Raw genomic sequence first — 26,634 nt, 5'->3', positions numbered from 1 at the left:
TCACGCGTCAAATGTTAAATAGTTGTCACGGGATGCAAAAAAGCGCTTGAAACCCGCATAAAACGCCTCATTTTAGTGACATTCGAAATTGGAGGTCTCTTGATGAGAATCGACAAACTCACCACTAAATTCCAGGAAGCGCTGGCCGATGCGCAAAGTCTGGCCGTCGGCCATGACAATCAATATATCGAACCGGTTCATGTTCTGTCGGCGCTCGTCGCCCAGCAGGATGGTTCGGCGCGCTCGCTGCTGTCGCGGGCCGGCGTGCATGTTCAGGCGCTGCAAACGGCACTGAACGATGCCATCACACGCTTGCCGCAGGTGCAGGGTACCGACGGTAACGTGCAGATCGGCCGCGACCTGACCGGCTTGCTCAATCAGGCGGACAAGGAAGCACAGAAGCTCAACGACACGTTTATCGCGAGTGAAATGTTCCTGCTCGCCATCGCCGACGATAAGGGCGAGGCCGGTCGTCTCGCGCGTCAGCACGGTCTGTCGCGCAAGTCGCTGGAAAGCGCGATTGCGGCGGTGCGTGGCGGTTCGCAAGTGCATAGCCAGGACGCCGAGAGCCAGCGCGAAGCGCTGAAAAAGTACACCATCGATCTGACCGAGCGCGCGCGGGCCGGCAAGCTCGATCCGGTGATTGGCCGTGACGACGAAATCCGCCGTTCGATCCAGATCCTGCAGCGCCGCACCAAGAACAATCCGGTGCTGATCGGCGAGCCGGGCGTGGGTAAGACCGCGATCGTCGAAGGCCTCGCGCAGCGGATCGTCAACGGCGAAGTGCCGGAAACGCTCAAGGGCAAGCGCGTGCTGTCTCTGGACATGGCGGCGTTGCTGGCCGGCGCGAAATATCGCGGCGAGTTCGAAGAGCGCCTGAAGGCCGTGCTGAGCGACATCGCGAAGGACGAAGGCCAGACCATCGTCTTCATCGACGAAATTCACACCATGGTCGGCGCGGGCAAGGCCGAAGGCGCAATGGACGCGGGCAATATGCTCAAGCCGGCGCTCTCGCGCGGCGAGCTGCATTGCGTCGGCGCCACCACGCTCGACGAATATCGCAAGTACATCGAGAAGGATGCCGCACTCGAGCGCCGCTTCCAGAAGGTGCTGGTCGACGAACCGTCGGTCGAGGCCACCATCGCGATCCTGCGTGGGTTGCAGGAGAAGTACGAGTTGCATCACGGCGTCGATATCACCGACCCGGCGATCGTCGCGGCGGCCGAGCTGTCGCATCGTTACATCACGGATCGATTTCTGCCGGACAAGGCTATCGATCTGATCGACGAAGCCGCTTCGAAGATCAAGATGGAAATCGACTCGAAACCGGAAGAGATGGACCGGCTCGATCGTCGTTTGATCCAGTTGAAGATCGAGCGCGAAGCCGTCAAGAAGGAAAAAGACGAAGCATCGCAAAAACGTCTGCAATTGATCGAAGAAGAAATCGAGCGGCTGGATCGCGAATATTCGGACCTCGAAGAAATCTGGACCGCGGAGAAAGCGGCGGTGCAGGGCAGCGCGCAGCTGAAGGAAGACATCGAAAAAACGCGTGCGGAAATCATTCGTTTGCAGCGTGAAGGCAAGCTGGAAAAGGTTGCCGAGTTGCAGTACGGCAAGCTGCCGGGTCTCGAAGCGCAGTTGAAGGAAGTGACCCAGGCCGAGGCCAAAGAGCAGAACAATCCGACGCGGCCGCGTCTGTTGCGCACGCAGGTGGGCGCGGAAGAAATCGCTGAAGTCGTGTCGCGGTCCACCGGCATTCCGGTGTCGCGCATGATGCAGGGCGAGCGCGAAAAGCTGCTGCAGATCGAAGAAAAACTGCACGACCGCGTGGTCGGTCAGGACGAAGCGATCAGCGCGGTGGCCGATGCGATCCGCCGTTCGCGTGCGGGTCTGGCGGATCCGAACCGGCCGTATGGTTCGTTCCTGTTCCTCGGGCCGACCGGTGTGGGCAAGACCGAGTTGTGCAAGGCGCTGGCGTCGTTCCTGTTCGATTCGGAAGATCATCTGATCCGCATCGACATGAGCGAATTCATGGAGAAGCATAGCGTCGCGCGTTTGATCGGTGCGCCGCCGGGCTACGTCGGTTACGAAGAAGGGGGTTATCTGACCGAAGCCGTGCGCCGCAAGCCGTACAGCGTGATCCTGCTCGACGAAATCGAGAAGGCGCATCCGGACGTATTCAACGTGCTGCTGCAAGTGCTCGACGACGGCCGCATGACCGATGGCCAGGGCCGTACCGTGGACTTCAAGAACACGGTGATCGTGATGACGTCGAACCTCGGTTCGCAGGTGATCCAGTCTATGGTCGGCGAGCCGCAGGAAGCGGTGAAGGACGCGGTTTGGGAGGAAGTGAAGCTGCATTTCCGGCCCGAGTTCCTGAACCGGATCGACGACGTCGTGGTGTTCCATGCGCTCGACCGCTCGAATATCCAGTCGATCGCGCGGATTCAGCTACAGCGCTTGCATGACCGGCTGGCCAAGCTCGACATGCAACTGGTCGTGTCGGACGCGGCGCTCGAGCACGTCGGCAAGGTCGGCTACGATCCGCTGTTCGGTGCGCGGCCATTGAAGCGCGCGATCCAGCAGGAGATCGAGAACCCGGTCGCCAAGCTGATTCTGGCCGGCAAGTTTGGTCCGAAGGATGTGATCCCCGTCGAACTGGACGAGGGCAAGCTGATATTCGACCGCGTCGTGCATTGAGCAGAACGCGTTCTAAAAGGCAGGGAACGGCAGTAGTCAGGCCGTTCCTGCCAATGTTAAAAAGCGGCAACGAAGGTGACCTCGTTGCCGCTTTTTTTTTGCCTGCTTTTGCCTGCTACAGAGCGGTGGCGGGTGACGCCGCTTTACGCGTTGCCCTTGCCGAACAGCGCCGTCAGGCCGCCGAGCGCACCGAGCACGGTTGTCGAATTCAGTTTGCCTTCGGCGGGCACTTGGCCTTCGGGCGTCGCCGCGTTGACCACGTGCGGCAGGATCTGCGACAGGAGGCCGGTGACCTGATCCGGCTGCACGCCGGCTTTGGCTGCGAGGTTGGCGACGGTGTCCGAGCCGAGCACGCTATGCAGTGCGTCGGGCGTGATCGCCTGGTTCTCGCCGTTGCTGACCCACGACGTCACGACGTCGCCGAGGCCCTTTTCCCTGAAGCGGTCGATCAGGCCGTTCAGGCCGCCCGGCTGGTTGTTGACGAATTCCAGTGCGGCTGAAACCAGGGCTTGCTGGCCACCGCCTTCAGGCGATTTGCCAACCAGGGAACCGATAGTGTCGAGTAGGCTCATGACGGTCTCTCTTGAATGCCGACACGTGTTTGACGAGTCGGCGGGTGAAAACGCCGCGCGGTCGCGCGGCGCGGGTGGAAGGAAGGCGGCCGGAAGCGGGTGGCGTTTGCACGTTCATCATGCATGCATCCAAACGTGCATCAGGCCGGCCGTCACGCGGCCGGCGCGCAACCCAAATTACGCACCGCCAGAGGCTGCCGCAGCCGATGCAGCCTTGCTTTTCTTCGCCTTCTTCGAAGCCTTGGTGCCGGATGCGTCGGCCGGTGCACTTGCTGCGGCCGCCGTGGTGGGCGCGGAAGCAGCCGCTGCGTCGGCCGCCGCGGCTTTGCTCTTCTTCTTCGACTTCGACGGCTTTGCGCCTGAAGCTTCAGCAGGAGCCGCCGGCGCCGCTGTCGCCGCCGTGGCAGGCGCTGCGGTAGTCGCTGCAGGAGCGGCTGCCGGTGCCGTCTTGGTACTCGTGGTGCTGCTGGACTTCGAGGCGGCCTTGGCGCCCGTGGGCGGCGTGGATGCGCCGTTGATCGTCAAGCCGGCCGCTTCGAGATTGGTCACCGATTTGGTGCCGATGCCTTTGACGCGGGTGGCGAGATCGTCGGCATCCTTGAACGGGCCGTTCTTGGTGCGTTCGTCGATGATCGCTTTTGCATGCACCGGGCCAATACCCTTGACCGATTCGAGCGCCGCCTGATCGGCGGAATTCACTTCGACGGCAGCCGCAAATCCGGCCGACAGCGACAAAGCCAAAGCAACGCAAAGCATTAAGAGCTTCTTCAGCATGGCAACACTCCATTGAGGGCAAAAAAAGTTAGCCGCAAAGGGAAGACTCGGGACGACGCATCCTGTCAGCAGGCGCTGCGCTTAAGCATAGGATAAATTGCGCGCCCTTATTTGCAAACGCTGACGATTTATACCGATCGATTCATGACAAGTAAATCAGGATGGACAATATTTAAAACTTTTGCCTAATGAATAAGCCGTTATGAGTTTATCGATCAATGCCACTCGATCTGCGCGCGCAAAAGATCGCGACGATTGCATCGCTGGCGACGCTCCGATGTGCGCAACCGCAGTTGAAGGTGCATAGCAAGGCGGCGTTGAACGTCGGCTGCAAGCATGAGGAGATCGTCGAGGTGTTCATGCAGATGGCGCTCTATGCGGGCTGCCCGGCGGCGCTGAACGCGCTGTTCGCGGCGCGGGAGATTTTTGAGCCACGATCAGGTGTCGAGCTTTTGAACTCTTGCAGCCCGCGCAGCCTCGTCAAGCTGCCGGATCCGCTCCGATCATCGCTTCGGCGCGCAAATACCGCTTGCTCACAACTCGCCAGTACAGCAGCAAGCCCACGCCGGCAATCGCGAGGCTCGCCGTATTCGCGACCCAGAAGCCGCGCGCGCCGGTCAACCATCCGGGCGTGACGCCCGAGACATTGAAGCCGAGCAGATACCCGCCGCCGAGTCCCACGCCCCACAGCGCAATCGCATAGATGACGGTCGGCACGACCGCCACCTTATAGGCGCGCAGCACGAACGCGGTGGTGATCTGCAGAGCATCGAACAGGTGATAGCACGCGACGATCAGCACCAGCGGCATCGCCGCCGCCGCCACCTGCGCATTCGGCGTATAGCCTTCGATCACATACGGCCGCAGTACCAGCACGATCGCGCTGTAACAGCAGGCGATCGCCACGGCCATCATGATGCCGTGCCGCGACAGCGTGCGCGCCGCTTCCGGGCGATGCGCGCCGAGCGCCTGGGCGACCAGCGTCGACGCAGCGATGCCGATCGACAGCGGCGTCATATACAGCACCGCGCCGATGTTGCCGGCGATCTGGTGGCCGGCGAGCGTGGTTGTGCCGAAGCGCGCGATGAAGAGCGCCATGAACGTGTACGAAGTGACTTCGATCAGATACGAGAGGCCCATTGGAATGCCCAGGCGCAGTTGCGCCGCCTGCCGACGCCAAACGGGCCAGCAGAAGTGCGCAAAGATCGCGAACGGCCTGAACACGTGGACGCGCGTCAACAGCAGCGCGGCAACCACCGCCAGCCCCCAATTGATCGCGGTGCTGGCGAGCGCGCAACCCGGGCCGCCGAGCGCCGGCACGCCGAGTCCGCCGAAGATGAACCATGTGTTGAGCGGAAACTTGAGCAGCAGCGCGCCGATCTGCAGGATCATCACGAGCCGCGGTTTGCCGACCGCATTGGTGATCGAGCTGTAGACGCGGAAGGCGAGGCCGGCCGGCAAGCCGAAGGCTAGAATTTGCAGGTACGCGACGGTGCGCTCGTGCAGCGCCTCGGGCACGCGCGCGACATGCAGCACCGGCCCCGGAAAATAGAGGATCAGAAAGCCGATCACGGTCAACCCGAGCGCGAGCCACAGGGATTGGCGCACTTCCTCGCCGATCTCGCTGTAGCGGCGTGCGCCGTAGAGTTGCGCGGTGATGGGCTGCAGCGCGGTCAGGATGCCGGTCAGACCGATGTAGACGGAAATATAGATCGACGAGCCGAGGCCGAGCGCGGCGAGGTCGACGGCCGAATAGCGGCCGACCATTGCCGTATCGATCACGCCGAACGCGATGATCGCCAGTTGGCCGATCAACACGGGCCACGCGAGCCCGGCGATTTTCCGCACGTCGGCAAACATGGTCAGCCCGGCTTTTTGTGCCAGCTGCGGCGTTTGACAACCGGCGGCTTCGGACGGTCGATGCGCACGTAGAGGCGGAAGCGTTCGTCACGGTCAGCCACGCGGCGGCCTTCCCACACCAGCTTCCACATGAAATCCGACATCGCGCTCGGTTCGCCGAAGTCCTGAGTGTCCTGGCGCAGGATTACGTCGCAGTCCTCGCTGAACGAGAAGTGCATGTCGCCGAAGTAGGCGAAGGTCGCGATCTGCGCATTGCCGAGGCGTACCGGCGAGATGCAGGTGTAATCCTCCGGCAGATGGCTTGCGATCTGCTGGGCGACGTCCTTATAGGTCCGGCTGTAGTTGACGACCGGCAGCCACAGCGTCATCAAGAGGACCCACATCAGCGTAGTGCCCGCGCTCGAGAGCACCACGCTGCGCCACAAGACCTTGGGATGGCGTGCGAGGCGCCATCGCACCAGCACGAACCAGCAGATCGTCACGGCGACCGCACACGCGAACGACAGGATTTTGAACTGCGGCGCAAAACCCGGTGCGAGACGCGCGAGATTGCGCGCGAGCGGATGGGGAAAGCCGGTCAGCCCCGCGATGTACACCAGCCAGACGAAGCTGCCGAGGATCGTGAAGCTCAGCAGCGCGAACCAGTCGATGGCGTTGATCGCGCCGCGTTTGAGCGTGGGCAACGCGAAGGCCGCCAGCACCGCGAGCGGCGGCAGCAGCAGCATGTAAAGCCGGTTCGACTGATGGCTCTGCAACACGACCAGCACCAGCAGCGGACCGATCACCGACAAGGGAATCGCCACGTGCGGCGCGCGCCGCAAGCCCGACCAGCTGAACCACGCCCACAGCGCCAGCGGCCAGGCCGGCCAGGTGAAGAGCGGCAGGTTTTTGAGCGCGTAGGCGGCCACCGAGCCGGGCGGCCCCGCGAATGAAGACAGGCTGACATGCACCCATTGGTTCAGGTACCAGACGGCGTCGTCGGGAAAGGCGGCGAGCGCGGCGATCGGCCACGCGACCGACAGCGCGAGCGCCACCGGCAAACCGGCCAGCAGCAGCCAGCGCGAGCGCACCTCGCGCACGATCAACCTCATCGCGAGGGTGCCGACCAGGAGCGCGCCGACCAGCACCGGGCTGCTTGCCAAGGTGACGAGGCCGAGCGCTAGGCCCCAGATCAGCGCGCCCTGAATCGGCTTGTCCATCATCCGCACGAGCCCGTACACGAGCATTGCGACGCCCACGAACTGCGCCAGCTGCGGCGTGGTTTCGTGGCCGCGTTCGGCAAGACCGAAGCAGGCGAGCAGGATCAACAGTGCGCCGTCGGCCAGGGTGCGGCCGTAATCGCGAGGCTCCGGCTCGCCGCCGAACGCGTATTTGAACGGCTGAACCTCGGTGCGCCGGCCGAGCAGGTAGGCCGCATACCAGACGAACGCACAGCCCGTACAGAACAGCAGGCCCGTGAACACGCGCGACGCATTGCTCGCATCGACCCACGGGGCGAGCGCGCGAATCGCGCTGGCGCCTAGCCAGTAGCCGAGCGGGCCGTCTTCCGTCATGAATTTGCCGACCAGATTCGGCAGCAGCCAGTCGTGGGCGCCGCCGTTGGCCATGGTCCACATGACGCCAAAGCCGGCTGCATCCTCGTTCTTCCACGGATCGCGGCCGAATAGGCCGAACGCTGCGTAGACGATACAGATGGTCAGCAGCAGCCAGCGCGGCAAAGCACTGGTTGCGGAGGCAGTGAGGCGAACGACAGGTCTCATGCGGTGTGTGGATATCGGAATCGGATAAGCGGTGCAGCCGGGACCGGACGGTATGTCCGGCTGGAATGGCCAATTTGGAGCATCCGGCATTGTAGTCGTGCCGTGTGATGCGCGTCACGGCCGGTAACGGCCTGCAACGTGGTTGGGATACCTGTAACACGGCGCCGCCACGGGCGACGGACGGTGGGCAGGCGTGCGTCCGGGATAAGAAGACAAAGAAGCGGAGACAAAAAAGGGCAGCTCGCGCTGCCCTTTTTTGCTGCTGCTTCGTTGCGGGCCAAGGCCGGCGACGAGGCGGGTATTACTTCGCTGCTGCCTTGCCGGTAGCGCGCGTGCCGAACTTCTTGTTGAACTTCTCGACGCGGCCTGCCGTGTCCATGATCTTTTGTTGGCCGGTGTAGAACGGATGCGATTCCGCCGACACTTCGATCTTGGCGAGCGGGTAGGTCTTGCCGTTGAATTCGGCGGTTTCACGCGTCTGGATGGTCGAGCGCGTGACAAACTTGAAGTCGATCGACATGTCGACGAACAGGACTTCGCGGTAATCCGGGTGAATGCCTTCTTTCATGGTCTTTCCTTTAATCTGGCGGTAGCCAACCCGCGTGCAACCGCTATGAATGCGGACCGCATCTAGGCGCGAGCCACTTGCCTATGGTCGAAAAACGGCGATTATGCCAGAAAATCAGTCGCTTGACGACCTTTCTGCGACCTTTTTGCCAGCTCTTTTGCCTCGTTTTCGCCACCGCTTCGCCGGTTCATATTGTGTACGCAGGCCGCGCGGCGACCCTTGTCCGGTGCGCATCAGGCCGGAACGAATGCCACGCCGACCCGGGCGGGGTCCTGACGGTAATAGCGCGCCAGCAACCGGTATAGCTCGGGATACTCCGCCTCGAACGCGTGCGGCTGGACAAACAGCGCCTCACTGCAAACGGCAAAAAATTCCGATGGATGGTCCGCCGCATACGGATCGATCAACGAATCGCGTTCGAAACGCGCCCAGCGCCGCTCCGGCACCGCGTCCACTTTGGCGCAGAAGTGATCGTATGCATGGTCGAAGACGTCGGCCCATGCCTGTGAATCGAGCGGTGCGTGCCAGCGGCGCAGGAGCGGCGGATGGCCGTCCGCCTCGCCGGTCAGCATGTCGATCTTGTGCGCGAATTCGTGAATCACGACGTTATAGGCGTCCGGGCCGCCGGTCATCTGCGCGTCCTCCCAGGACAACACCACCGGGCCGCCTTCCCACGCTTCGCCGCTCGCGTCGTGTTCGACCTCGTGGACCACGCCGTCTTCGTCTTCCACCGTCTTGCGGATCACGAACTCGCCCGGATAAACGATCACGCCGACCCAGCCGCGATACAGGTCGAGACTCAGGTTGAGCACCGGCAAACACGCTTGCGCGGCAATCGCCACGGTCATTGCGTTGGTTAGCTCGAGTGCGTGCGCGGTCGAAAATTCCTTTTGCGCGATGAAGAGGCTCGTCAGCTCGCGCAGACGTATCAGGTCCGGCCTATCGAGGTGGGCAAGAAACGGCAGACCGTCGAGCGTGGCCTGCCAAAGGGCGTGGTCGATCGCGTAGTCACGCAGCGTGCGGTCGCGGCGGCGTGTGCCGAGCCATTGGGTGAGTTTCGAGAGCATGGTCTGATGAAACCCTTAGTCGATCTGTTTTTGCCACGCGGCGAAAATGCCGCCGCATATCGCGATGCCGATCAGAAAGTAGAAGCCGTCCAGCGACGTCATAAAGCTTGCCTGTTGCGCGACCATCCGGCTGATTTCCACGATCGCGAGCGAGTGCGCCTCGGACGGCGAGCGGCCGGCGGCGGCAAAGCCCTGGGTCAGCGCAGCGAGCGAATTCTGGAACAACGGATTGTACGGATTCACGAACTCCGCGAGGCGCGCTTGATGCAGCGCCTGCCGATGTTGTTCGACGATGATCACCGAGGCCGTCGCAAACGACATCGTCAGTTGCCGCACGATGTTTTTCAACCGGTAGCCGTGCGTGAATTCTTCAATGGCGAAGATTCTGAACGTCAGATTGGCGACCGGCAGCACGATGAACAGCAACAGCAAGCCACGCAGCAGCATGGGCACGATCAACGCGGCTTGGCCCACGCCCGGCGACATGCGCGTCATCCACGCCGCGGCGAATGCGGCCACCGCGAAGCCGGGCACGATGATCCACTTCTTGCGCGGCAGGAGCTTCGCATAACGCAGGTAGACGAACAGCGCGCTGGCCGAAATCAGCGACGTCACGCCGACCAGCCGCCCGGTATTCTCGACCGGATAGCCGAGGCCGCTTTCGAGAAAGCGCGACGTCAGATAGCTGAACACGGTCGAGATATAGTAGTAGAACATGTACAGCACGAGCCCGACCTGAAAGACCTTTTCGCGCAGCGCATGCAGCCGCATCAGCGGCGCCGGATGATGCCATTGCTGATAGGCGAACCAGCCGAGCCCGACGATGCCGGCGACCGTCAGCAGAATCAGCCCGGGCGACGCGCTGAACAACTGGAAGCGCACCTGCTGCATCACGATTTGCAGCGCGCCTTGTGCGAGCGCGAAGATCAGATACGGCCAGAAGTGTGCCGTGCCGCGTTCCTCGGGCAGGCGGTTGCCCGTGTCGGGCAGTGCGAGAAGGGCGAGGATGGCAAACAGCACGCCGGCCGGCGCGGTGCACGCGAACAGCGCGCGCCAGTCGAAATGCGCGACCAGCTGGCCGCCGATCAGCGGCGCGAGCGCACTGCTCAATACGATCAGCACGAGAAAAGCGCGCGTGGCTGCGGGCCGCTGCTGCGGCGTGAAGCTCATCTGGATCAGAATGCGGCAGGTGCCCATCATGGGACCGATGAAGTAGCCCTGAAAGCCGCGTGCGAATGCGAGTTCGATCGACGATTCGCACAGCGTGGCTGCGATCGCGCCGGCGGAATAGAGCAGCATGCAGCCGGCCACGTAACGCCGGTAACCGAAGCGCTCCACCCACCATTGCTGCTGCAGGATGCCGAGCACGGCCGCGACCGCATACGCGCTCGACGCCCACACCAGTTCGTCCGGCGACGCATTGATGCCGCCCGCGATGTAGCTGATGAAAAACGAAAAGATCGAGTTGTCGAAATAGTCGAGGCCGGTGACGACGGCCAGCACCCACGGGAAAAAATCGCCGCGCAGCTTTGCGGCGCTGAACAACGATACGCTGGGAGACGTCGCGCTCATGCCGGGCCGCCCGGTTTTCTGGCGCGCTTCGCGAACGGCGTGTTCTCGGCTTTGGCGAGTGCGTTGCGGCGCTGCTCGAGCAGTGCGTCCGCATTCTCGCCAGCGAGGCGCCGTTCGAGATAGTCGAGGTCGGGACTCAGTTCGGCTCGCAGTTTTTGCGCTTCCTTGAGCTCGCGGCGCATCGCTTCGATGCGTGCGTCGAGCCCTTCAACCTGTTGCGCGATGGCGTCACGAATCTGCCGCAGCGAGTCGGTGGAGTAGCGGTGGCCACCCTCGACCAGTTCGAGCGGGCGCTTGAGCATTTCGGTGATGCCGTGCAGCGAGAAACCGAGCGAACGCAGGCGCAGAATGCGCCCGAAGCGCTTCAGGTCTTCCTCGTCGTACAGCCGGTAGCGGCCCTCGCTGCGGGTGGGCGAGACGAGGCCGCGTTCTTCGTAGTACTTCAGCGTACGCGGCGTGACCCCGAGGCGCTCGGCGGCATCGCGTACGGTGAGCAGGGTGGGCGAATCCTTTGGCATAGGGTGTGACAGACCTGGCTGACTAACCGCATTGTACTGCAACGTGTACGTTCACGTACACGTTGTCGGGAACGCCCGCGCGTTTCGAGTGAAATGTTCCGGGCGAAAAAAAGCCGCTCGTTTGTGACGAGCGGCTTTCTTATGCGGTGCGGCTGAAGCGGTTGCTTCGGCGTGAAGCTTTAGCTGCCGCCGCCACGACGCATCATGTCGAAGAACTCGGAGTTGCTCTTCGTCTGGCGGATCTTGTCGAGCAGGAATTCCATCGACTCGACTTCGTCCATGTCGTGAATGAACTTGCGCAGCACCCAGATCTTTTGCAGGACTTCGGGCTTGATCAGCAGTTCTTCGCGACGCGTGCCGGACTTGTTCAGGTTGATCGACGGATAGACGCGCTTTTCAGCAAGACGGCGCTCCAGGTGCACTTCCATGTTGCCGGTGCCCTTGAATTCTTCGTAGATCACGTCGTCCATGCGGCTGCCGGTTTCGATCAGTGCAGTGCCGATGATGGTCAGCGAGCCGCCTTCCTCGATATTGCGTGCGGCACCAAAGAAGCGCTTCGGGCGTTGCAGCGCGTTCGCGTCGACACCGCCTGTCAGCACCTTGCCCGAGGCCGGCACGACGGTGTTGTACGCACGCGCGAGACGCGTGATCGAGTCGAGCAGAATCACCACGTCGTTCTTCATTTCGACGAGGCGCTTGGCTTTCTCGATCACCATTTCGGCGACTTGCACGTGACGCGCAGCCGGTTCGTCGAACGTGGAGGCGATCACTTCGCCGGCCACCGAACGCTGCATTTCGGTCACTTCTTCCGGGCGTTCGTCGATCAGCAGCACGAACAGCACGACATCCGGATGGTTTTGCTTAATCGCGTGTGCGATGTGTTGCAGCATCACGGTCTTGCCGGACTTCGGCGAGGCGACCAGCAGACCGCGCTGGCCCTTACCGATCGGCGCGATCATGTCGATGATGCGGCCCGTGACGTTTTCTTCGCCACGCATTTCACGTTCGAGCAGCAGCACCTTGTTCGGGTGCAGCGGCGTCAGGTTTTCGAACATGATCTTGTGCTTCGAGGCTTCCGGCGGCTGGCCGTTGACCTTGTCCACCTTCACCAGCGCGAAATAGCGTTCGCCGTCTTTCGGCGTACGCACTTCGCCTTCGATCGTGTCGCCCGTATGCAGATTGAAACGGCGGATTTGCGACGGGCTGATGTAAATATCGTCCGTACTGGCGAGATACGAGGTTTCCGGCGAACGCAGGAAGCCGAAGCCGTCCGGCAGCACTTCGAGCGTGCCGTCGCCGAAGATCGTGTCGCCCGTTTTGGCTCGTTTTTTTAGAATGGCAAACATCAATTCCTGCTTGCGCAGGCGGTTTGCACTTTCGATCTCGAGGCCATTGGCCATCTCGATCAATTCGGACACGTGCAGAGTCTTAAGCTCGGATAAATGCATACGGAGAACCCGCAGGAGAAGGTGCGACGAAATGAAATCTGGGAGGAGAGTGAGCGGAACCGCTCAAGGACTTACACGTCTTTTCGACGTTTTGCGGATTCTAGCATAGCACATGCCGATTTCCGCCAGTGCGACGGCATGGCATCTTTTCTTATTAAAGCGTGTTGCCGCCTGACAACACGCTCGATGCGACGCGCCCGAAGGTCTCAAGGGCTCCGACGCGCGCCGATGCGACTGCCTTACAGATTGCCGTCGAGGAACGCGGTGAGTTGCGACTTCGACAGGGCACCGACCTTCTGCGCGGCGACAGCGCCGTTCTTGAAGAGGATCAGCGTGGGGATGCCACGAACGCCGAACTTGACCGGCGTCGATTGATGTTCGTCGACGTTGATCTTGGCGATTTGCAGGCGATCGGCGTAATCCTTCGCGACTTCGTCGAGGATCGGCGCGATCATCTTGCACGGACCGCACCATTCAGCCCAGAAATCGAGCAGCACGGGTTTATCGGATTTCACGACGTCCTGTTCGAACGATGCGTCGCTAATATGCTTGATTGATTCGCTCATTGTATGAATACCTCTATCGGTTCGAGGCCCGCCTGAATTGCTCGCCACGATACACCAAACCTAAGGAAACTTCCGTTCGCTTTGCCGCAACCGAAGCCTTGCCGACGCATGCCGGAAACGTAGAAAAACCATTTCCAGATGTGCTGAAGGCGCGCGCTTGCGGGTCATCCGTATGGCAGTTTAGCTTAATTCGCTATGCGTTGCCGGGGGCGATAGTACTCATCAGGGGCAGTGGGGCCAACGGCTGCCGGTGAAGCGCCACGCCATTTTTATAACCGCGACGCAACTTATCTGGTGGCCGGCAGCGCAAACTCAAGTGCCTCGAACGCGTACTGCGGGGCCACTGCCTATATGGTACGAAGCGCCTGATTCGGCGGGCCGATGTCGCTTTGATCGTATTAACAGTCGCGCGAGCGACCAAGCGATGATAGAATGTTTCGTGACGGGCCTCCTCGCATGGAGGGATGGTCAACCTGGTCAGGTCGGGAACGAAGCAGCCACAGCCGTTTTCCACCAGTGCCGAGGGTCAGGCTCGTCACCTTTCTCTTTTCTTGTTTTTCTCTGCTCTCCCTCCCATCTCCTGTTTTACCCTAAGCGCTGTCACACAGACGCTGCAGTGTCATCGTCCGCGCGCTTCATCTATTTTTTTCCATCGGTCCGTTAGCCGGCTTCAATGAAGCGGCAACACGCGTTCGCGCGCGGTTTCGATTCGGTTTTGCGCGCCATCGTTACTGATACAATTTCCGGATGACCTATCAAGTTCTCGCACGCAAATGGCGGCCGAAGGATTTTGCTTCGCTCGTCGGACAGGAGCACGTGGTGCGCGCGCTCACGCACGCGCTCGACGGTGGCCGTCTGCATCATGCCTATCTGTTTACCGGCACCCGGGGCGTCGGCAAAACCACGCTGTCGCGCATCTTCGCCAAGGCGCTGAATTGCGAAACCGGCGTGACCTCCACGCCGTGTGGCGTGTGCCGTGCGTGCCGCGAGATCGATGAAGGCCGCTTTGTCGATTATGTCGAGATGGACGCGGCGAGTAATCGCGGCGTCGACGAAATGGCGGCGCTGCTGGAGCGCGCGGTTTACGCGCCGGTCGATGCGCGCTTCAAGGTCTACATGATCGACGAAGTGCACATGCTGACCAACCACGCGTTCAATGCGATGTTGAAGACGCTGGAAGAACCGCCTTCGCACGTCAAGTTCATTCTTGCCACCACCGATCCCCAGAAGATTCCGGTCACGGTGCTGTCGCGCTGTCTGCAGTTCAATCTGAAGCAGATGCCGGCTGGGCATATCGTGTCGCATCTCGAGCACATTCTTGGCGAAGAGAACGTGCCGTTCGACGCGCAGGCGCTGCGTTTGCTCGCGCGAGCGGCCGACGGTTCGATGCGTGACGCGCTGTCGCTGACCGATCAGGCGATCGCCTACTCGGCCAATCAGGTCAATGAAGAAGCGGTGCGCGGGATGCTCGGCGCGCTCGATCAAAGCTATCTGATTCGCCTGCTCGGCTCGCTTGCGGACGGTGACGGCGCCGCGGTGCTGGCCGTCGCGGACGAGATGGCATTGCGCAGCCTGTCGTTTTCAACGGCGCTGCAGGATCTGGCAAGCCTGCTGCATCGCGTCGCGTGGGCGCAATTCGCGCCTTCGTCGGTATTGGACGAGTGGCCGGAGGCGGGCGATCTGCGTCGTTTCGCTGACGCGTTGAGCGCTGAGCAGGTGCAGTTGTTCTATCAGATTGCGACCATCGGCCGAAGCGAACTGGGTCTCGCGCCGGACGAATACGCCGGCTTTACGATGACGCTGTTGCGCATGCTGGCGTTCGAACCGGCGCCCACCGGCGGCGGCAGTGGCGGCGGCGCGGCTTCGGCGCGTCCGGCTGGGCCCGCGGCGGCGGGTGGGGCCAAACGTGCCGGTTCTCCGGCTGTGGCCGCGCAGCAGGCTGCGGCGCCGACTCGCATGGCCGAAGAAGCTGCCGCGCCAGTGCGCGAGCCGCAACCCGGCCACCCGGCGGCAGGTCAGAGCGCTGCGCTTCGCACGTCGTCTGAGCCCGCAACGGCCGTGGTGGAAGTCGCGAGCGCTGCGCAGGCGCAGGCTGCGGTTGGCGCAGCACAGTCTGCGGGCGTTGAAAGTAATGAGCGAGAGAAAGCGCGAAGCGTCGAGGTGGGCTCGGCACGGCTAACGTCCGAATTCACGCCTGCGGTTGAGCCCGTTTTGTCCGCGCTACCTGCCGACGACTTCGCAGCGCCGGCGGTGAAAGCGGATGCTGCGGCACCGGACCGGCGGCAACCGCCGTCAGCGGATTCTGCTGAAAGTCCGGACACGCCGAAGCTCAACATTGCCGAAGCACCCGTCGTTACCGAATCGGCACCCCCGGTCGATGAACTGAGTTCGGCGCCTGTATCCACGGCGCCTGAAGCAATCGAAGTAACCCAGGTAGCCACTGCACCAGCCCTGGCGCCGTGGGACGAAGCGCCCACTGCGCCGGCCGTGAAAGAAGCTCCAACTGCATCCGCTCCTCAGGAACCGGCGCCCGCGTCTTCGCTCACCGCATCCGCAGCAGCCGCGTTCGAACGCGCAGAAGAGGCCGCGCCCGCAGCGGCTTCGCAAGAGCCGCCGCCCGCGGCCGACATCCCGCCGCGCCGCGCAGGGGGTGCGAGCGATGCACTCAACGTATTGCGCAGCGCCGGCCTGAAAGTTTCATCAGACCGGGGCCGCGCCACGACCGCGGCAGCCGCAAAGCCCACGGCGCCGGCCACGCCGAAACCGGCTGCACCGCGCGTCGTGGTCCCCGTGCCGACGCCGGGCGCCCCGCGCCGCGCGGCGCTGGAACCAGGCTCAGCACCGGCCGCGCGTGCGCCGTCGCCACAAGCCCAGCGCAACGGCTCGGAGCAAAACGGCTCGCCGATCCCGCCGTGGGACGACATGCCGCCCGATGAGTACATGCCGCTCACGGCAGCGGACGAAGGCTATTACGGCCTGCCGGACGACAATTACATGCCCGTGTTCGACAGTGGCCCCGACGACGTCCGCGTGGATGCCGCGGCTGCGCCGACCCCTGCGCCAGTAGTCGACAAACGTCCGCTGCCGCCCGCTGTGCCGCTCGATCCGCTGGGCTTCAAGGGCGACTGGCCGGCGCTCGCCGTCGATCTGCCGCTCAAGGGCATTTCGTATCAACTCGCGTTCAACAGCGAACTGATGGCGCTCGAAGGCGGCACGCTCAAACTGAACGTGCCGGTGCCGCAGTACGCGGAAGCCTCGCAGGTCGCTAAACTGAAAACCGCGCTCGCCGAAAAGCTCGGTCAGAACGTCGACGTATTGGTCGAAGTCGGTCCGGCGCGCCGCACGGCAGCCGCGCACGACGCCGCCCAGCGCGCGCAGCGTCAGCAGGAAGCCGAGCGCGAGATCGGCGCCGATCCGTTCGTGCAGTCGCTGATCCGCGAGTTCGGCGCGAGCATCGTGCCCGGCTCGATCCGCCCGATTACGCAGGACGCCGGCCCGAACGGCGCGCCGTCCGCCCCGTGATTCGCCGCGCCTGTGGGGCACCCGATTCCCTGATTTCACGCTATCAAGAAGGAGCATGTCCATGATGAAAGGCCAACTCGCCGGGCTGATGAAACAAGCCCAGCAGATGCAGGAAAACATGAAGAAGATGCAGGAGCAGCTTGCATTGATCGAAGTGGAAGGGCAGTCGGGCGCCGGTCTCGTGAAGGTGACGATGACCTGCAAGAACGACGTGCGCCGCGTGTCGATCGATCCGAGCCTGCTCGCCGACGACAAGGATATGCTGGAAGACCTGGTCGCCGCTGCGTTCAACGACGCCGTGCGCAAGGCCGAAGCCACTGCCCAGGAAAAGATGGGCGGCATGACTTCGGGCCTGCCGTTGCCGCCGGGATTCAAGCTGCCGTTCTGAGCGAAGCCGCCGCATGGGCTTACGCCGCTGGTTGAGCCGCGGCGTGAGCTGAATGCGCGCGGCGCGCTCGGTCGACTGCTGGCTGCCCGTCCTGGCTCGCGCCAGTTCGCACCCGTGCGCTTCGGTTCGTTCGCCGGGCGTGCCTGTCCGATCCGCTGTCAAGCTGATAGAGGCAACCGCATTGCCACCCGCATACCGCGCCATTCCGGGCACTCCCGGGCAATACCCACTTCGACACCGCCGATCCGCATGAAACAACCTTCCGCCTTGTCGGCGCTCGTCGAAGCGCTGCGCGTGTTGCCCGGAGTCGGGCCTAAGTCCGCGCAACGCATGGCGTATCACCTAATGCAGCACGACCGCGAGGGCGCCGAAAAACTCGGCCGCTCGCTGCTGTTCGCGACCGAGCATCTGCAGCACTGCGAGAAGTGCAACACCTTTACCGAAGCGCAGATCTGCGAGGTCTGCCTTGATGATGCGCGCGATCCTACTTTGCTGTGTGTCGTCGAAACACCCGCCGACCAGATCATGCTCGAACAGACGATGACCTATCGTGGCCTTTATTTCGTGCTGATGGGCAGGCTCAGTCCGCTCGACGGCATCGGCCCGAAGGAGATCCATTTCGACCGGCTGGTTAAGCGCGCATCGGACGGCATCGTCAGGGAAGTGGTGCTCGCAACCAATTTCACCAATGAAGGCGAAGCCACCGCGCATTACCTCGGGCAGACGCTCAAGGCGCGCGGCCTCGCCGTTACGCGCCTCGCGCGCGGCGTGCCGGTGGGCGGCGAACTCGAATACGTCGACGCCGGTACGATCGCCCGCGCGATGCTCGACCGGCGTTCGATGTAACGCGAAGCGCTTCGCCGTCAAACCTGCAAGATCCCAGCGTGCGGCTAGCCGGGGCCGCAATGCCTCGCGCAACGCCTGGATGAGAACAGAACACAGAGGAGACCCATGAGCGTCAATCCCGACCCCAGCGCAACCGCCGCGCCCCAAGGCCCGCTTGCCGGCGTCAAGGTGCTCGAACTCGGCACCCTGATCGCCGGCCCGTTCGCCGCGCGCTTTCTCGGCGAGTTCGGTGCCGACGTCATCAAGATCGAAGATCCCAAAGGCGGCGATCCGCTGCGTAAATGGCGCAAGCTCTATCCGGAAGTCGGCGGCACGTCGCTGTGGTGGGCCGTGCAGGCGCGCAACAAAAAATCCGTGACGATCAATCTGAAAGCCGAAGAGGGCAAGGAGATCGTGCGGCGCCTCGCGAAAGAAGCCGATATCGTCGTCGAGAATTTCCGGCCGGGCTTGCTGGAGAAGCTCGGGCTCGGTTACGACGTCCTGTCCGCCGAAAATCCCGGGCTCGTCATGGTGCGTCTATCCGGCTACGGTCAGACCGGGCCGTATCGCGACCGGCCCGGCTTCGGTGCGATCGCCGAATCGATGGGCGGGTTGCGCCACATCACGGGCTATCCGAACTTGCCGCCGCCGCGGATCGGCATTTCGATCGGCGATTCGATTGCCGCGCTGCACGGCGTGATCGGCGCGCTGATGGCACTGCATCACAAGCAGGTGAATGGCGGCAAGGGGCAGGTGGTCGACGTCGCGCTGTACGAGGCCGTCTTCAACATGATGGAAAGCGTGGTGCCCGAATACGGCGTGTACGGCATGGTGCGCGAGCGTACCGGTGCGTCGCTGCCGGGCATCGTGCCGTCGAACACGTATCCGTGCCGCGACGGCAGCGTTGTGATCGGCGGCAATAGCGATCCGATCTTCAGACGCCTGATGGTGGCGATCGAACGAGAAGACCTGGCGAACGATCCTGCCTTGGCGCACAACGACGGCCGCGTGCCGCGAACCCAGGAAATCGACAGTGCGATCGCCGCCTGGCTCGCCACGCGCACCATCGACGAGGCACTCACCGCGCTGAACGCCGCCGACGTGCCGGTTGGCCGCATTTACAGCGTCGCGGACATGTTCACCGATCCGCAATTCATGGCGCGCCAGATGATCCAGCGCTTCAAATGGCAGGACGGTCAGGAAATCACGCTGCCCTCGGTTACGCCAAAACTCTCGGAAACACCCGGTGAAACCCGCTGGCTCGGCCCGGAACTGGGTGAACATACCGATGAAGTCCTGCAATCGCTGGGTTATGATGCACACCACATTGCAAGGTTGCATGCGCAACAGATCGTCTGATTGAGGCGCGCGGTTCGGGCGCGCCCGCCTCGCAATGCAAAAGCACAGACGCGAACCAAGATGCAACCGCGACTCCCACGAGCGTCGCGGCAAAAAACAACCAGGGTTTGGAGACTAGAGACCATGCAACGCAGAACCTTCCTCGCCGGTAGCGCCGCGCTCGCGGGCGCCACGTTCGCCACCACGCCGTTTGCGTTCGCGCAGGGCAAGCCGGAAACCACCAAGGTGGCGATCGCCGTCGGCGGCAAGAACCTGTTCTATTACTTGCCGCTCACGATTGCCGAGCGCCGCAATTACTTCAAGGACGAGGGGCTCGACGTCGAAATCTCCGACTTCGCCGGCGGCTCGCAAGCGCTGAAGGCGGCAGTCGGCGGCAGCGCGGATGTGGTCTCCGGCGCGTTCGAGCACACCTTGCTGTTGCAGGCCCAGAAGCAATCGTTTCGCGAGTTCGTTCTGCAAGGGCGCGCGCCGCAGATCGTGCTCGCGGTGTCGAAGAAGACGATGCCGAACTACAAGTCGATCGCCGATCTGAAGGGCAAGAAAATCGGCGTAACCGCGCCGGGTTCGTCGACCGCGATCATGGCGAGCTTCGTGTTGGCGAAAGCCGGGCTGACCGCGAAAGACGTCGCGTTCATCGGCGTGGGCGCGGGGGCTGGCGCGATCGCTGCGTTGCAATCCGGGCAGGTCGACGCGATCGCCAATCTCGACCCCGTGATGACCAAACTCGAACGCACCGGCGAGATTCGCGTCGTGTCGGACACGCGCACGCTCGCCGATACGCGCAGCGTGTTCGGCGGCGATATGCCGGCAGGCTGCCTGTACGCGTCGCAGAGCTTCATCACCAGGAATCCGAATACCACCCAGGCGCTGACCAATGCCATGGTGCGCGCGCTCAAGTGGCTGCAGGCGGCAACCGGCAGCGAGTTGGTCAATACGGTGCCGGAAGGCTATCTGCTTGGCGACCGCGCGGTGTATCTGGACGCGTGGCAGCACGTGAAGGAAGCGATGTCGCCGGACGGCCTGATGCCGGCCGACGGCCCGGCCACGTCGCTGAAGACCTTGCAGGCGTTCGATCCGGCAATACAGGGCAAGCCGATCGATCTGTCGAAGGCATGGACCAACGACTTCGTCAAGAGGGCGCTGAGCACCGTCAAGGCTTAAGCCTGTCAGTGTACGGTCAAGGGCGGCGCACGTTGCGCTCGTCTTGACCGTTGCCGTCACGACAGCAAGCAAACCGAAACCGACCTTCGAAGCGAGTCGAACGATGACCGTTGCCGCCCTGGCGCTTGAAAACATCACCTGCACGTTCGCTGCGCGCGACAACCGCGCGCAGCGCTATACGGCGGTCAAGGACACCACCTTGCGCATTGCGCCGGGCGAGTTCGTCTCGGTGGTCGGCCCGACCGGCTGCGGCAAGTCCACCTTGCTGAACGTCGGCGCCGGATTGCTGGGGCCGTCCTCGGGAACGGTCAGCGTGTTCGGCGAGCCGCTCAAAAGCATCAACCGGCGCGCCGGCTACATGTTCCAGGCCGACGCGCTGATGCCGTGGCGCTCGGCCCTCGACAACGTGATGGCGGGCCTCGCATTCCATGGCGTGCCGCCAGCCGAGGCGCGCGCCAAGGCCGACGAGTGGTTGAAGCGAGTCGGCCTCGGCGGTTTCGGCGATCGTTATCCGCATCAGTTGTCGGGCGGCATGCGCAAGCGCGTCGCGCTGGCGCAGACGCTGATTCTCGACCCCGACATCATCCTGATGGACGAGCCGTTTTCCGCGCTCGATATTCAGACGCGCCAGCTGATGGAAAACGAATTGCTCGACCTGTGGGCGGCCAAACGCAAAGCAGTGCTGTTCATCACCCACGATCTCGACGAAGCGATCGCGATGTCCGATCGCGTGGTGGTGCTCTCGGCCGGCCCGGGCACGCATCCGATCGGCGAATTCACGATCGATTTGCCGCGCCCGCGCGACGTCGCGGAGATTCGCGCGCATCCACGTTTCGTCGAGCTGCATGCGCAGATCTGGAGCGTGCTGCGCGACGAGGTTCTCAAGGGTTATCAGCAGCAACTCACGGCCGTTTAAACGCGGGCCGCCGTTGTGTTCTCGCCGTTGTGTTCTGTCTCTGCGCTGAGCATTTGCGTCGATTAATCATCTAAGGCAAACCGAGTCATGTGGAAGACGTTGCGCCCGAACCGGGCGAACCTGGTGATCTGGCAGTGGCTGCTGCTCGTGCTGTGCTTCGTGCTCTGGTATGTGCTGACCAGTCCGACGCTGCTGCCGGCGTTCTATTTCGACGATCCGAACAAGGCCGCGTTCTTCTTCGGCGAACCGCAGAAGGTGCTGCAGCGGATCTGGGAGTGGTTTGCGGGCGGCGAAATCTATCTGCACTTGTGGATCACGCTGGTCGAAACGGTGCTCGCGTTCGTGCTCGGCACGGCGCTGGGGCTCGGCGTCGGCCTGTGGCTGGCGCTGGCGCCCCTCGCGAGCGCGCTGTTCGATCCGTACGTCAAGGCCGCCAACTCGATGCCGCGCGTGATTCTCGCGCCGATCTTCGGGGTTTGGTTCGGTCTGGGCATCTGGTCGAAGGTCGCACTGGGCGTCACGCTGGTGTTCTTTATCGTGTTCTTCAACGTCTATCAGGGCGTGAAGGAAGTCAGCCCGGTCGTGCTCGCCAATGCGCGGATGCTCGGCGCGAACCGCAAGCAACTGCTGCGCTTCGTGTATCTGCCGAGCGCAATGAGCTGGGTGTTTTCCAGCTTGCATACGTCGGTCGGGCTGGCGTTCGTCGGCTCGGTGGTGGGAGAGTATCTGGGCTCGGCGCGCGGTGTCGGCTATCTGATCCTGCAAGCCGAAGGCACCTTCGATATCGATACCGTGTTCGCCGGGATTCTGGTGTTGACGGCGTTCGCGCTGGTTCTCGATGCCATCGTCGGGATTGGCGAACGGCGATTGATGAAGTGGCAGCCGAAAGCGGGTGATACGGAAAAGTTGTAGGGCAAGTGCAAGGCCAAGGCCAAGGCCAAGGCCAAGGCCAAGGCCAAGGCCAAGGCCAAGGCCAGCAAGGGCGAGGCTTGACGAACAAAGGTTCGGCAAGCAGCGGCTTAACAAGCGCAGGGCACAACAAAAAGCAGGGCACAACAAAAACGGCGCGCGGTTTTTGAACCGCGCGCCGTTCATATTTTGTCGCGCAAGAAGAAGCGCTGCCAGAGCGCGTCACCGCTAAGGCGTAATCACCACCTTCCCGATCACCCGGCGCTCCGCCATATCGCGCAACGCGCGGCCAGTATCTTCGAGCGAATAGCGCGCCGATACGTACGGCTTGAGCTTGCCTTCACCGATCCAGCCGGTCATCTGCTGGAACGCGGCGTGATTGTGCTGCGGCTCGCGTTTTGCGAAATCGCCCCAGAACACGCCGACCAGACTCGCGCCTTTGAGCAGCGTCAGGTTGAGCGGCAGCTTCGGAATGTCGCCGTTCGCAAAGCCGACCACCAGATAGCGCCCGCGCCAGCCGATGCTGCGAAACGCCGGCTCCGCATACACGCCGCCCACGGGATCGAAAATCACGTCGGAGCCCTTGCCGTCGGTCAGCGCCTTGATGCGTTCGCGCAGGTCTTCGCTGCTGTAGTTGATGGTGGCGTCCGCGCCGTGCTTCACGCAGGTGGCGAGCTTTTCGTCGCTCGACGCCGCCGCGATGACGCGCGCGCCTAGCGCCTTGCCGATCTCGACCGCGGCCAGCCCGACGCCGCCCGCTGCGCCCAACACCAACATCGTCTCGCCGGCCTTCAACGCGCCGCGATCGACCACCGCGTGATGCGACGTGCCATAGGCAAGCGTGAACGCGGCGGCCAGCTCGAATTCGACGCCGTCCGCGAGCGGCACGCAGGCCGCGGCCGGCGCCAGCGCCTGCTCGGCGAATCCGCCCGAGCCGGTGAACGCGACGACGCGCGAGCCCACTTTGAACTGCGTCACACCAGCGCCGACCGCGCGTACGACGCCCGCGACTTCGGAGCCAGGCGTAAAGGGCAGCGGCGGCTTGAACTGGTATTTGTTCTCGATGATCAGCACATCGGGAAAATTGACGGCCGCGGCTTTGACGTCGATCACGACGTGACCGGGCGACGGCTCGAGGTCCGGCAGATTTTCGACGACCAGGCTTTCCGGCGGCCCGTATTGATTACAGCGAATCGCGCGCATCGTGTCTCCATATCGAGTAGGGTTCTCAAGCATTCTGAGTGTAAAACAATCCGCACGACCGTGCGTTTTTATTGCTCGGAACCGCGCCGATGCGGGGTCGACATCCGCTCGCCAGAGAGCCCGCACGTACGCTTTGCATGTGGCACGCGCGCCATCCGCCGTGTCGTTCGCGCGTCTTCTTTCCTCGGTTACAATCGCCGCATGCGAATCTTACTCAGCAATGACGACGGCTATCTGGCGCCTGGCCTCGCCGCGCTTTACGAAGCGCTCCAGCCGATCGCGGACGTCACCGTGATGGCCCCCGAACAGAACTGCAGCGGCGCGTCCAATTCCCTGACGCTGTCGCGGCCGCTTTCGGTGCTGCGCTCGGCGAACGGTTTCTACTACGTGAACGGCACGCCTACCGACTCGGTGCACATCGCGCTGACCGGTATGCTGGACCACACGCCGGATCTCGTCGTCTCGGGCATCAACAACGGCCAGAACATGGGCGAAGACACGCTCTATTCGGGCACCGTCGCCGCCGCCACCGAGGGCATCATGTTCGGTGTGCCGGCCATCGCGTTTTCGCTGGTCGACAAAGACTGGGTGCATCTCGAAGACGCTGTGCGGGTCGCCGCCGAGATCGTCGCGCACTACCTCAAGCAGCCGCTGCCTGGGCATCCGCTCCTGAACGTCAATATTCCAAATCTGCCGTACGAGCAACTCGGCGGCTGGCATATCACGCGTCTCGGCAAGCGGCATCCGTCGCAACCGGTGATCCGCCAGACCAACCCGCGCGGCGAACCGATCTACTGGATCGGCCCGTCGGGCAGCGCGCGCGACGCGAGCGAAGGTACCGATTTCCATGCCGTCGCTAACGGCCACGTGTCGATCACGCCGTTGCAGCTCGATCTGACCCACACGCAAATGCTGCCCGCGGCGCGCGACTGGGCACGCGCTGGCAGCGGCGCTTCATGACCAGCGAGCGCGCCAAGCGCTTTCCGCTCGGCCTCGAGGATCTGGTGCGCGAGCCGCGCCGGCCCGAAGGGCGTCCGGGCGAAGTGCGTGCTGCGGCGATTGCCGCGAGCGCGGCACTGAACGCGCGCCAGCAACCGGCGATGGGCGCGCCGCTCGGCTCGACGGGCAAGGGCCCGGCGAAGCCGCAGGCGAGAGCGCAGACCCAACCGCAAGCGGCGTCGCAAGCGAAGGTACTGGTGAAGTCGCCGGTTAACACCCAGGTCAAGCCGCAAGCCAAACCACAAGCAACCGCCGCCGCGCCAATCACGGCGGTGCGTGCTGCGCCAAAACCGGCACCGGCCAACAGGTCCGCTGCCAAACTCAGCGACCGCACCGCCATGCCGAACGTCGCATTGAACGGCGCGTCGGCACTAACTTCGGAACGGGTTCGCGAACGGATGGTCGAACGCCTGCGTGCGAACGGCGTGACCGATCAGCGCGTGTTGAACGCGATGTCGGTGGTGCCGCGCCACATGTTCGTCGATCCGGGCCTGGCGGTTCAGGCCTATGAAGATGCCGCGCTGCCGATCGGCCATCACCAGACGATTTCCAAGCCGTCCGTCGTGGCGCGGATGATCGAGCTGGCGGCAGCCGGCCGCGCGTTGAACACCGTGCTCGAAATCGGCACCGGTTGCGGCTATCAGGCGGCGGTGCTGAGCCAGGTCGCACGCGACGTCTATTCGATCGAACGCATCAGGCCGCTATCCGAACGCGCGAAGACAAACTTGCGTCCGCTGCGCATCCCGAACATCCGGCTGCACTACGGTGATGGCCGCCTCGGGCTGCCGTCGGCGGCGCCGTTCGATGCGATCGTGATCGCCGCGGCAGGGCTTGACGTACCGCAAGCATTACTTGAACAACTCGCGATCGGCGGCCGTCTGGTCGCGCCGGTCGGTTCGCAGGAAGGCCAGAATCAGGTACTGACTCTGGTCGAGCGCCTCGGACCCGCGCAGTGGCGCGAGTCGCGGCTTGATCGCGTTTTCTTTGTACCCTTAAAATCCGGAGTGATTTGACACCGATGAGTATGTTGCGCGCGATGCAAAGAACCAGAATGAATATCCCCATGACCGTACCCCAGCGTAGCGTGTGCGTGCTCGCCTTGTCTTTGTTGATGACGGCCTGCGCATCCCGGCTCGATCAGGCGCCGGTCGTCGATCGCTCCGGTGGCGGCACGCTCAGCACGCAAGCGGCGCAGCAGCCGGCCGTGCCGCTCGGCCCTCCGCCGCCGGGCTATTACCGCGTGAAGCCGGGCGATACGCTGTACCGGATCGCGTTGGAAAACGGCCAGAACTACCGCGACATTACGGCGTGGAACAATCTCACCAATCCGAATCAGATCGAAGTCGATCAGTTGCTGCGCGTCGTGCCGCCGGGTGCCAACACTGCCGCACTGACGCCGGGCGTCGCGACCGCGCCGATCGGCAGCAGTGGTGCGGTGCGGAGCGCGCCGCTTGGGAGCACGCCGCCTTCGGCGGGCGTCGCGGCGCCGCCGATCTACGGTTCTGCTTCGAACGGCGCAGCGTTGACACCGCCGACCCCGAACGGCGCGAGCGACTCAACGGCCGGCGCGTCCGGCAACGTCACGTTCGCATGGCCGGTGCGCGGCCCGATGCTCGGCACTTTTAACGATTCGACTAACAAGGGCATTAATATCGGCGGGGCGGTGGGTGAGGCGGTCAAGGCTTCTGCGGACGGACGCGTGGTTTATGCCGGAAATGGGCTGCGTGGTTACGGCAATCTCATTATCATCAAGCATGATGCAACTTATCTCACCGCGTATGCACACAACCGCGCTTTGATGGTAAAAGAGGGGGATGCGGTGACCAAAGGGCAGAAGATCGCTGAGATGGGCAATAGCGATTCCGACCGCGTGATGTTGCATTTCGAAGTTCGCCGGCAGGGTAAACCTGTCGACCCACTGAAGTATTTGCCGCCGCAATAAGCGAT

Annotated in this window: 21 protein-coding genes, 1 other RNA gene and 2 pseudogenes; 13 read left to right on the top strand and 11 right to left on the bottom strand. The window is 63.1% G+C overall.

Annotated features, from left to right (window positions below):
* Positions 1-102: 102 nt before the first annotated feature.
* A complete protein-coding gene (clpB, locus tag ACAX43_RS20325) occupies positions 103-2,700 on the top strand; it encodes an ATP-dependent chaperone ClpB (protein ID WP_370710205.1) in 2,598 nt (865 codons plus the stop codon).
* Positions 2,701-2,843: 143 nt separating this feature from the next.
* Here clpB and ACAX43_RS20320 read toward each other — a convergent pair.
* Positions 2,844-3,290 (bottom strand): annotated as a pseudogene (locus ACAX43_RS20320) (YidB family protein); the annotation flags it as partial.
* 159 nt (positions 3,291-3,449) lie between these two features.
* Positions 3,450-4,046, bottom strand: coding sequence for a ComEA family DNA-binding protein (locus tag ACAX43_RS20315; RefSeq protein ID WP_370710204.1), 597 nt, complete (start codon positions 4,044-4,046; stop codon positions 3,450-3,452).
* 218 nt (positions 4,047-4,264) lie between these two features.
* Here ACAX43_RS20315 and ACAX43_RS20310 point away from each other — a divergent pair.
* A pseudogene (locus ACAX43_RS20310) lies at positions 4,265-4,483 on the top strand (carboxymuconolactone decarboxylase family protein); the annotation flags it as partial.
* Between the two features lie 43 nt (positions 4,484-4,526).
* On the opposite strand, the gene ACAX43_RS20305 reads toward ACAX43_RS20310, so the two are convergent.
* The 8 genes from ACAX43_RS20305 to trxA form a co-directional block, all read right to left on the bottom strand.
* A complete protein-coding gene (locus ACAX43_RS20305) occupies positions 4,527-5,906 on the bottom strand; it encodes an MATE family efflux transporter (RefSeq protein WP_370710203.1) in 1,380 nt (459 codons plus the stop codon).
* A 2-nt stretch (positions 5,907-5,908) separates the two neighbouring features.
* On the bottom strand, positions 5,909-7,666 hold the full coding sequence (locus ACAX43_RS20300) for an ArnT family glycosyltransferase (protein WP_370710202.1): 1,758 nt from the start codon (positions 7,664-7,666) through the stop codon (positions 5,909-5,911).
* Positions 7,667-7,967: 301 nt separating this feature from the next.
* Positions 7,968-8,234, bottom strand: coding sequence for a type B 50S ribosomal protein L31 (locus ACAX43_RS20295; RefSeq protein ID WP_370710201.1), 267 nt, complete (start codon positions 8,232-8,234; stop codon positions 7,968-7,970).
* Between the two features lie 233 nt (positions 8,235-8,467).
* Positions 8,468-9,301, bottom strand: a complete 834-nt coding sequence (locus ACAX43_RS20290) for a zinc-dependent peptidase (protein ID WP_370710200.1) — start codon at positions 9,299-9,301, stop codon at positions 8,468-8,470.
* A 15-nt stretch (positions 9,302-9,316) separates the two neighbouring features.
* A complete protein-coding gene (locus tag ACAX43_RS20285) occupies positions 9,317-10,873 on the bottom strand; it encodes an MFS transporter (protein WP_370710199.1) in 1,557 nt (518 codons plus the stop codon).
* Positions 10,870-11,391, bottom strand: coding sequence for a MerR family transcriptional regulator (locus ACAX43_RS20280; RefSeq protein WP_370710198.1), 522 nt, complete (start codon positions 11,389-11,391; stop codon positions 10,870-10,872). The genes ACAX43_RS20285 and ACAX43_RS20280 overlap by 4 nt, the downstream gene beginning before the upstream one ends.
* Before the next feature lie 179 nt (positions 11,392-11,570).
* Positions 11,571-12,839 carry a transcription termination factor Rho gene (rho, locus tag ACAX43_RS20275; RefSeq protein WP_006048863.1) on the bottom strand — a complete coding sequence of 423 codons (1,269 nt, stop codon included), beginning with the start codon at positions 12,837-12,839 and terminating at the stop codon, positions 11,571-11,573.
* Between the two features lie 239 nt (positions 12,840-13,078).
* Positions 13,079-13,405 (bottom strand): thioredoxin TrxA, encoded by a 327-nt coding sequence (trxA, locus tag ACAX43_RS20270; RefSeq protein WP_054039468.1) that lies wholly within the window; start codon positions 13,403-13,405, stop codon positions 13,079-13,081.
* A gap of 441 nt (positions 13,406-13,846) precedes the next feature.
* Here trxA and ffs point away from each other — a divergent pair.
* From ffs to ACAX43_RS20230, 8 genes are all read left to right on the top strand, one after another.
* Positions 13,847-13,945, top strand: an RNA gene (ffs, locus tag ACAX43_RS20265) — signal recognition particle sRNA small type.
* Between the two features lie 207 nt (positions 13,946-14,152).
* Complete coding sequence (dnaX, locus tag ACAX43_RS20260) at positions 14,153-16,927, top strand: DNA polymerase III subunit gamma/tau (RefSeq protein WP_370710197.1); 2,775 nt, start codon at positions 14,153-14,155, stop codon at positions 16,925-16,927.
* 61 nt (positions 16,928-16,988) lie between these two features.
* Positions 16,989-17,315: a YbaB/EbfC family nucleoid-associated protein gene (locus tag ACAX43_RS20255; protein ID WP_007182071.1), complete on the top strand. Its 327-nt coding sequence runs from the start codon at positions 16,989-16,991 to the stop codon at positions 17,313-17,315.
* 249 nt (positions 17,316-17,564) lie between these two features.
* On the top strand, positions 17,565-18,161 hold the full coding sequence (gene recR / locus ACAX43_RS20250; RefSeq protein ID WP_370710196.1) for a recombination mediator RecR: 597 nt from the start codon (positions 17,565-17,567) through the stop codon (positions 18,159-18,161).
* A gap of 105 nt (positions 18,162-18,266) precedes the next feature.
* Complete coding sequence (locus ACAX43_RS20245; protein WP_370710195.1) at positions 18,267-19,499, top strand: CaiB/BaiF CoA transferase family protein; 1,233 nt, start codon at positions 18,267-18,269, stop codon at positions 19,497-19,499.
* Between the two features lie 123 nt (positions 19,500-19,622).
* The gene (locus ACAX43_RS20240) at positions 19,623-20,660 is read left to right on the top strand and encodes an ABC transporter substrate-binding protein (RefSeq protein WP_370710194.1); all 1,038 of its coding nucleotides are present in this window, start codon (positions 19,623-19,625) and stop codon (positions 20,658-20,660) included.
* A 103-nt stretch (positions 20,661-20,763) separates the two neighbouring features.
* The gene (locus ACAX43_RS20235) at positions 20,764-21,576 is read left to right on the top strand and encodes an ABC transporter ATP-binding protein (protein ID WP_370710193.1); all 813 of its coding nucleotides are present in this window, start codon (positions 20,764-20,766) and stop codon (positions 21,574-21,576) included.
* An 87-nt stretch (positions 21,577-21,663) separates the two neighbouring features.
* Complete coding sequence (locus tag ACAX43_RS20230; RefSeq protein ID WP_370710192.1) at positions 21,664-22,488, top strand: ABC transporter permease; 825 nt, start codon at positions 21,664-21,666, stop codon at positions 22,486-22,488.
* 225 nt (positions 22,489-22,713) lie between these two features.
* Here the strand turns inward: ACAX43_RS20230 and ACAX43_RS20225 are convergent, their stop codons facing one another.
* Positions 22,714-23,688 carry an NADPH:quinone oxidoreductase family protein gene (locus ACAX43_RS20225; RefSeq protein WP_370710191.1) on the bottom strand — a complete coding sequence of 325 codons (975 nt, stop codon included), beginning with the start codon at positions 23,686-23,688 and terminating at the stop codon, positions 22,714-22,716.
* Positions 23,689-23,889: 201 nt separating this feature from the next.
* On the opposite strand from ACAX43_RS20225, the gene surE reads away from it, so the two are divergent.
* Genes surE through ACAX43_RS20210 form a run of 3 tightly spaced genes read left to right on the top strand, consistent with a single transcriptional unit; the run spans position 23,890 to position 26,629 of the window.
* The gene (gene surE / locus ACAX43_RS20220; protein WP_370710190.1) at positions 23,890-24,648 is read left to right on the top strand and encodes a 5'/3'-nucleotidase SurE; all 759 of its coding nucleotides are present in this window, start codon (positions 23,890-23,892) and stop codon (positions 24,646-24,648) included.
* Positions 24,645-25,700, top strand: coding sequence for a protein-L-isoaspartate(D-aspartate) O-methyltransferase (locus tag ACAX43_RS20215; protein ID WP_370710189.1), 1,056 nt, complete (start codon positions 24,645-24,647; stop codon positions 25,698-25,700). Before surE ends, ACAX43_RS20215 begins: the two co-directional genes overlap by 4 nt.
* Positions 25,701-25,705: 5 nt before the next feature.
* Entirely contained in the window at positions 25,706-26,629 is a 924-nt protein-coding gene (locus ACAX43_RS20210; protein ID WP_370710339.1) for a peptidoglycan DD-metalloendopeptidase family protein, read from the top strand.
* The last annotated feature ends 5 nt before the right edge of the window (positions 26,630-26,634 follow it).

Origin of the sequence: Paraburkholderia sp. IW21 (genome assembly GCF_041321145.1) — a bacterium.
GTDB lineage: Bacteria > Pseudomonadota > Gammaproteobacteria > Burkholderiales > Burkholderiaceae > Paraburkholderia.
This window is presented reverse-complemented; position numbering and strand designations above follow the sequence as displayed.

Coding starts and splice junctions, on each gene's coding strand:
- clpB (WP_370710205.1), top strand. CDS start 103: ATGAGAATCGACAAACTCACCACTAAATTCCAGGAAGCGCTGGCCGAT.
- ACAX43_RS20315 (WP_370710204.1), bottom strand. CDS start 4,046: ATGCTGAAGAAGCTCTTAATGCTTTGCGTTGCTTTGGCTTTGTCGCTG.
- ACAX43_RS20305 (WP_370710203.1), bottom strand. CDS start 5,906: ATGTTTGCCGACGTGCGGAAAATCGCCGGGCTCGCGTGGCCCGTGTTG.
- ACAX43_RS20300 (WP_370710202.1), bottom strand. CDS start 7,666: ATGAGACCTGTCGTTCGCCTCACTGCCTCCGCAACCAGTGCTTTGCCG.
- ACAX43_RS20295 (WP_370710201.1), bottom strand. CDS start 8,234: ATGAAAGAAGGCATTCACCCGGATTACCGCGAAGTCCTGTTCGTCGAC.
- ACAX43_RS20290 (WP_370710200.1), bottom strand. CDS start 9,301: ATGCTCTCGAAACTCACCCAATGGCTCGGCACACGCCGCCGCGACCGC.
- ACAX43_RS20285 (WP_370710199.1), bottom strand. CDS start 10,873: ATGAGCGCGACGTCTCCCAGCGTATCGTTGTTCAGCGCCGCAAAGCTG.
- ACAX43_RS20280 (WP_370710198.1), bottom strand. CDS start 11,391: ATGCCAAAGGATTCGCCCACCCTGCTCACCGTACGCGATGCCGCCGAG.
- rho (WP_006048863.1), bottom strand. CDS start 12,839: ATGCATTTATCCGAGCTTAAGACTCTGCACGTGTCCGAATTGATCGAG.
- trxA (WP_054039468.1), bottom strand. CDS start 13,405: ATGAGCGAATCAATCAAGCATATTAGCGACGCATCGTTCGAACAGGAC.
- dnaX (WP_370710197.1), top strand. CDS start 14,153: ATGACCTATCAAGTTCTCGCACGCAAATGGCGGCCGAAGGATTTTGCT.
- ACAX43_RS20255 (WP_007182071.1), top strand. CDS start 16,989: ATGATGAAAGGCCAACTCGCCGGGCTGATGAAACAAGCCCAGCAGATG.
- recR (WP_370710196.1), top strand. CDS start 17,565: ATGAAACAACCTTCCGCCTTGTCGGCGCTCGTCGAAGCGCTGCGCGTG.
- ACAX43_RS20245 (WP_370710195.1), top strand. CDS start 18,267: ATGAGCGTCAATCCCGACCCCAGCGCAACCGCCGCGCCCCAAGGCCCG.
- ACAX43_RS20240 (WP_370710194.1), top strand. CDS start 19,623: ATGCAACGCAGAACCTTCCTCGCCGGTAGCGCCGCGCTCGCGGGCGCC.
- ACAX43_RS20235 (WP_370710193.1), top strand. CDS start 20,764: ATGACCGTTGCCGCCCTGGCGCTTGAAAACATCACCTGCACGTTCGCT.
- ACAX43_RS20230 (WP_370710192.1), top strand. CDS start 21,664: ATGTGGAAGACGTTGCGCCCGAACCGGGCGAACCTGGTGATCTGGCAG.
- ACAX43_RS20225 (WP_370710191.1), bottom strand. CDS start 23,688: ATGCGCGCGATTCGCTGTAATCAATACGGGCCGCCGGAAAGCCTGGTC.
- surE (WP_370710190.1), top strand. CDS start 23,890: ATGCGAATCTTACTCAGCAATGACGACGGCTATCTGGCGCCTGGCCTC.
- ACAX43_RS20215 (WP_370710189.1), top strand. CDS start 24,645: ATGACCAGCGAGCGCGCCAAGCGCTTTCCGCTCGGCCTCGAGGATCTG.
- ACAX43_RS20210 (WP_370710339.1), top strand. CDS start 25,706: ATGAGTATGTTGCGCGCGATGCAAAGAACCAGAATGAATATCCCCATG.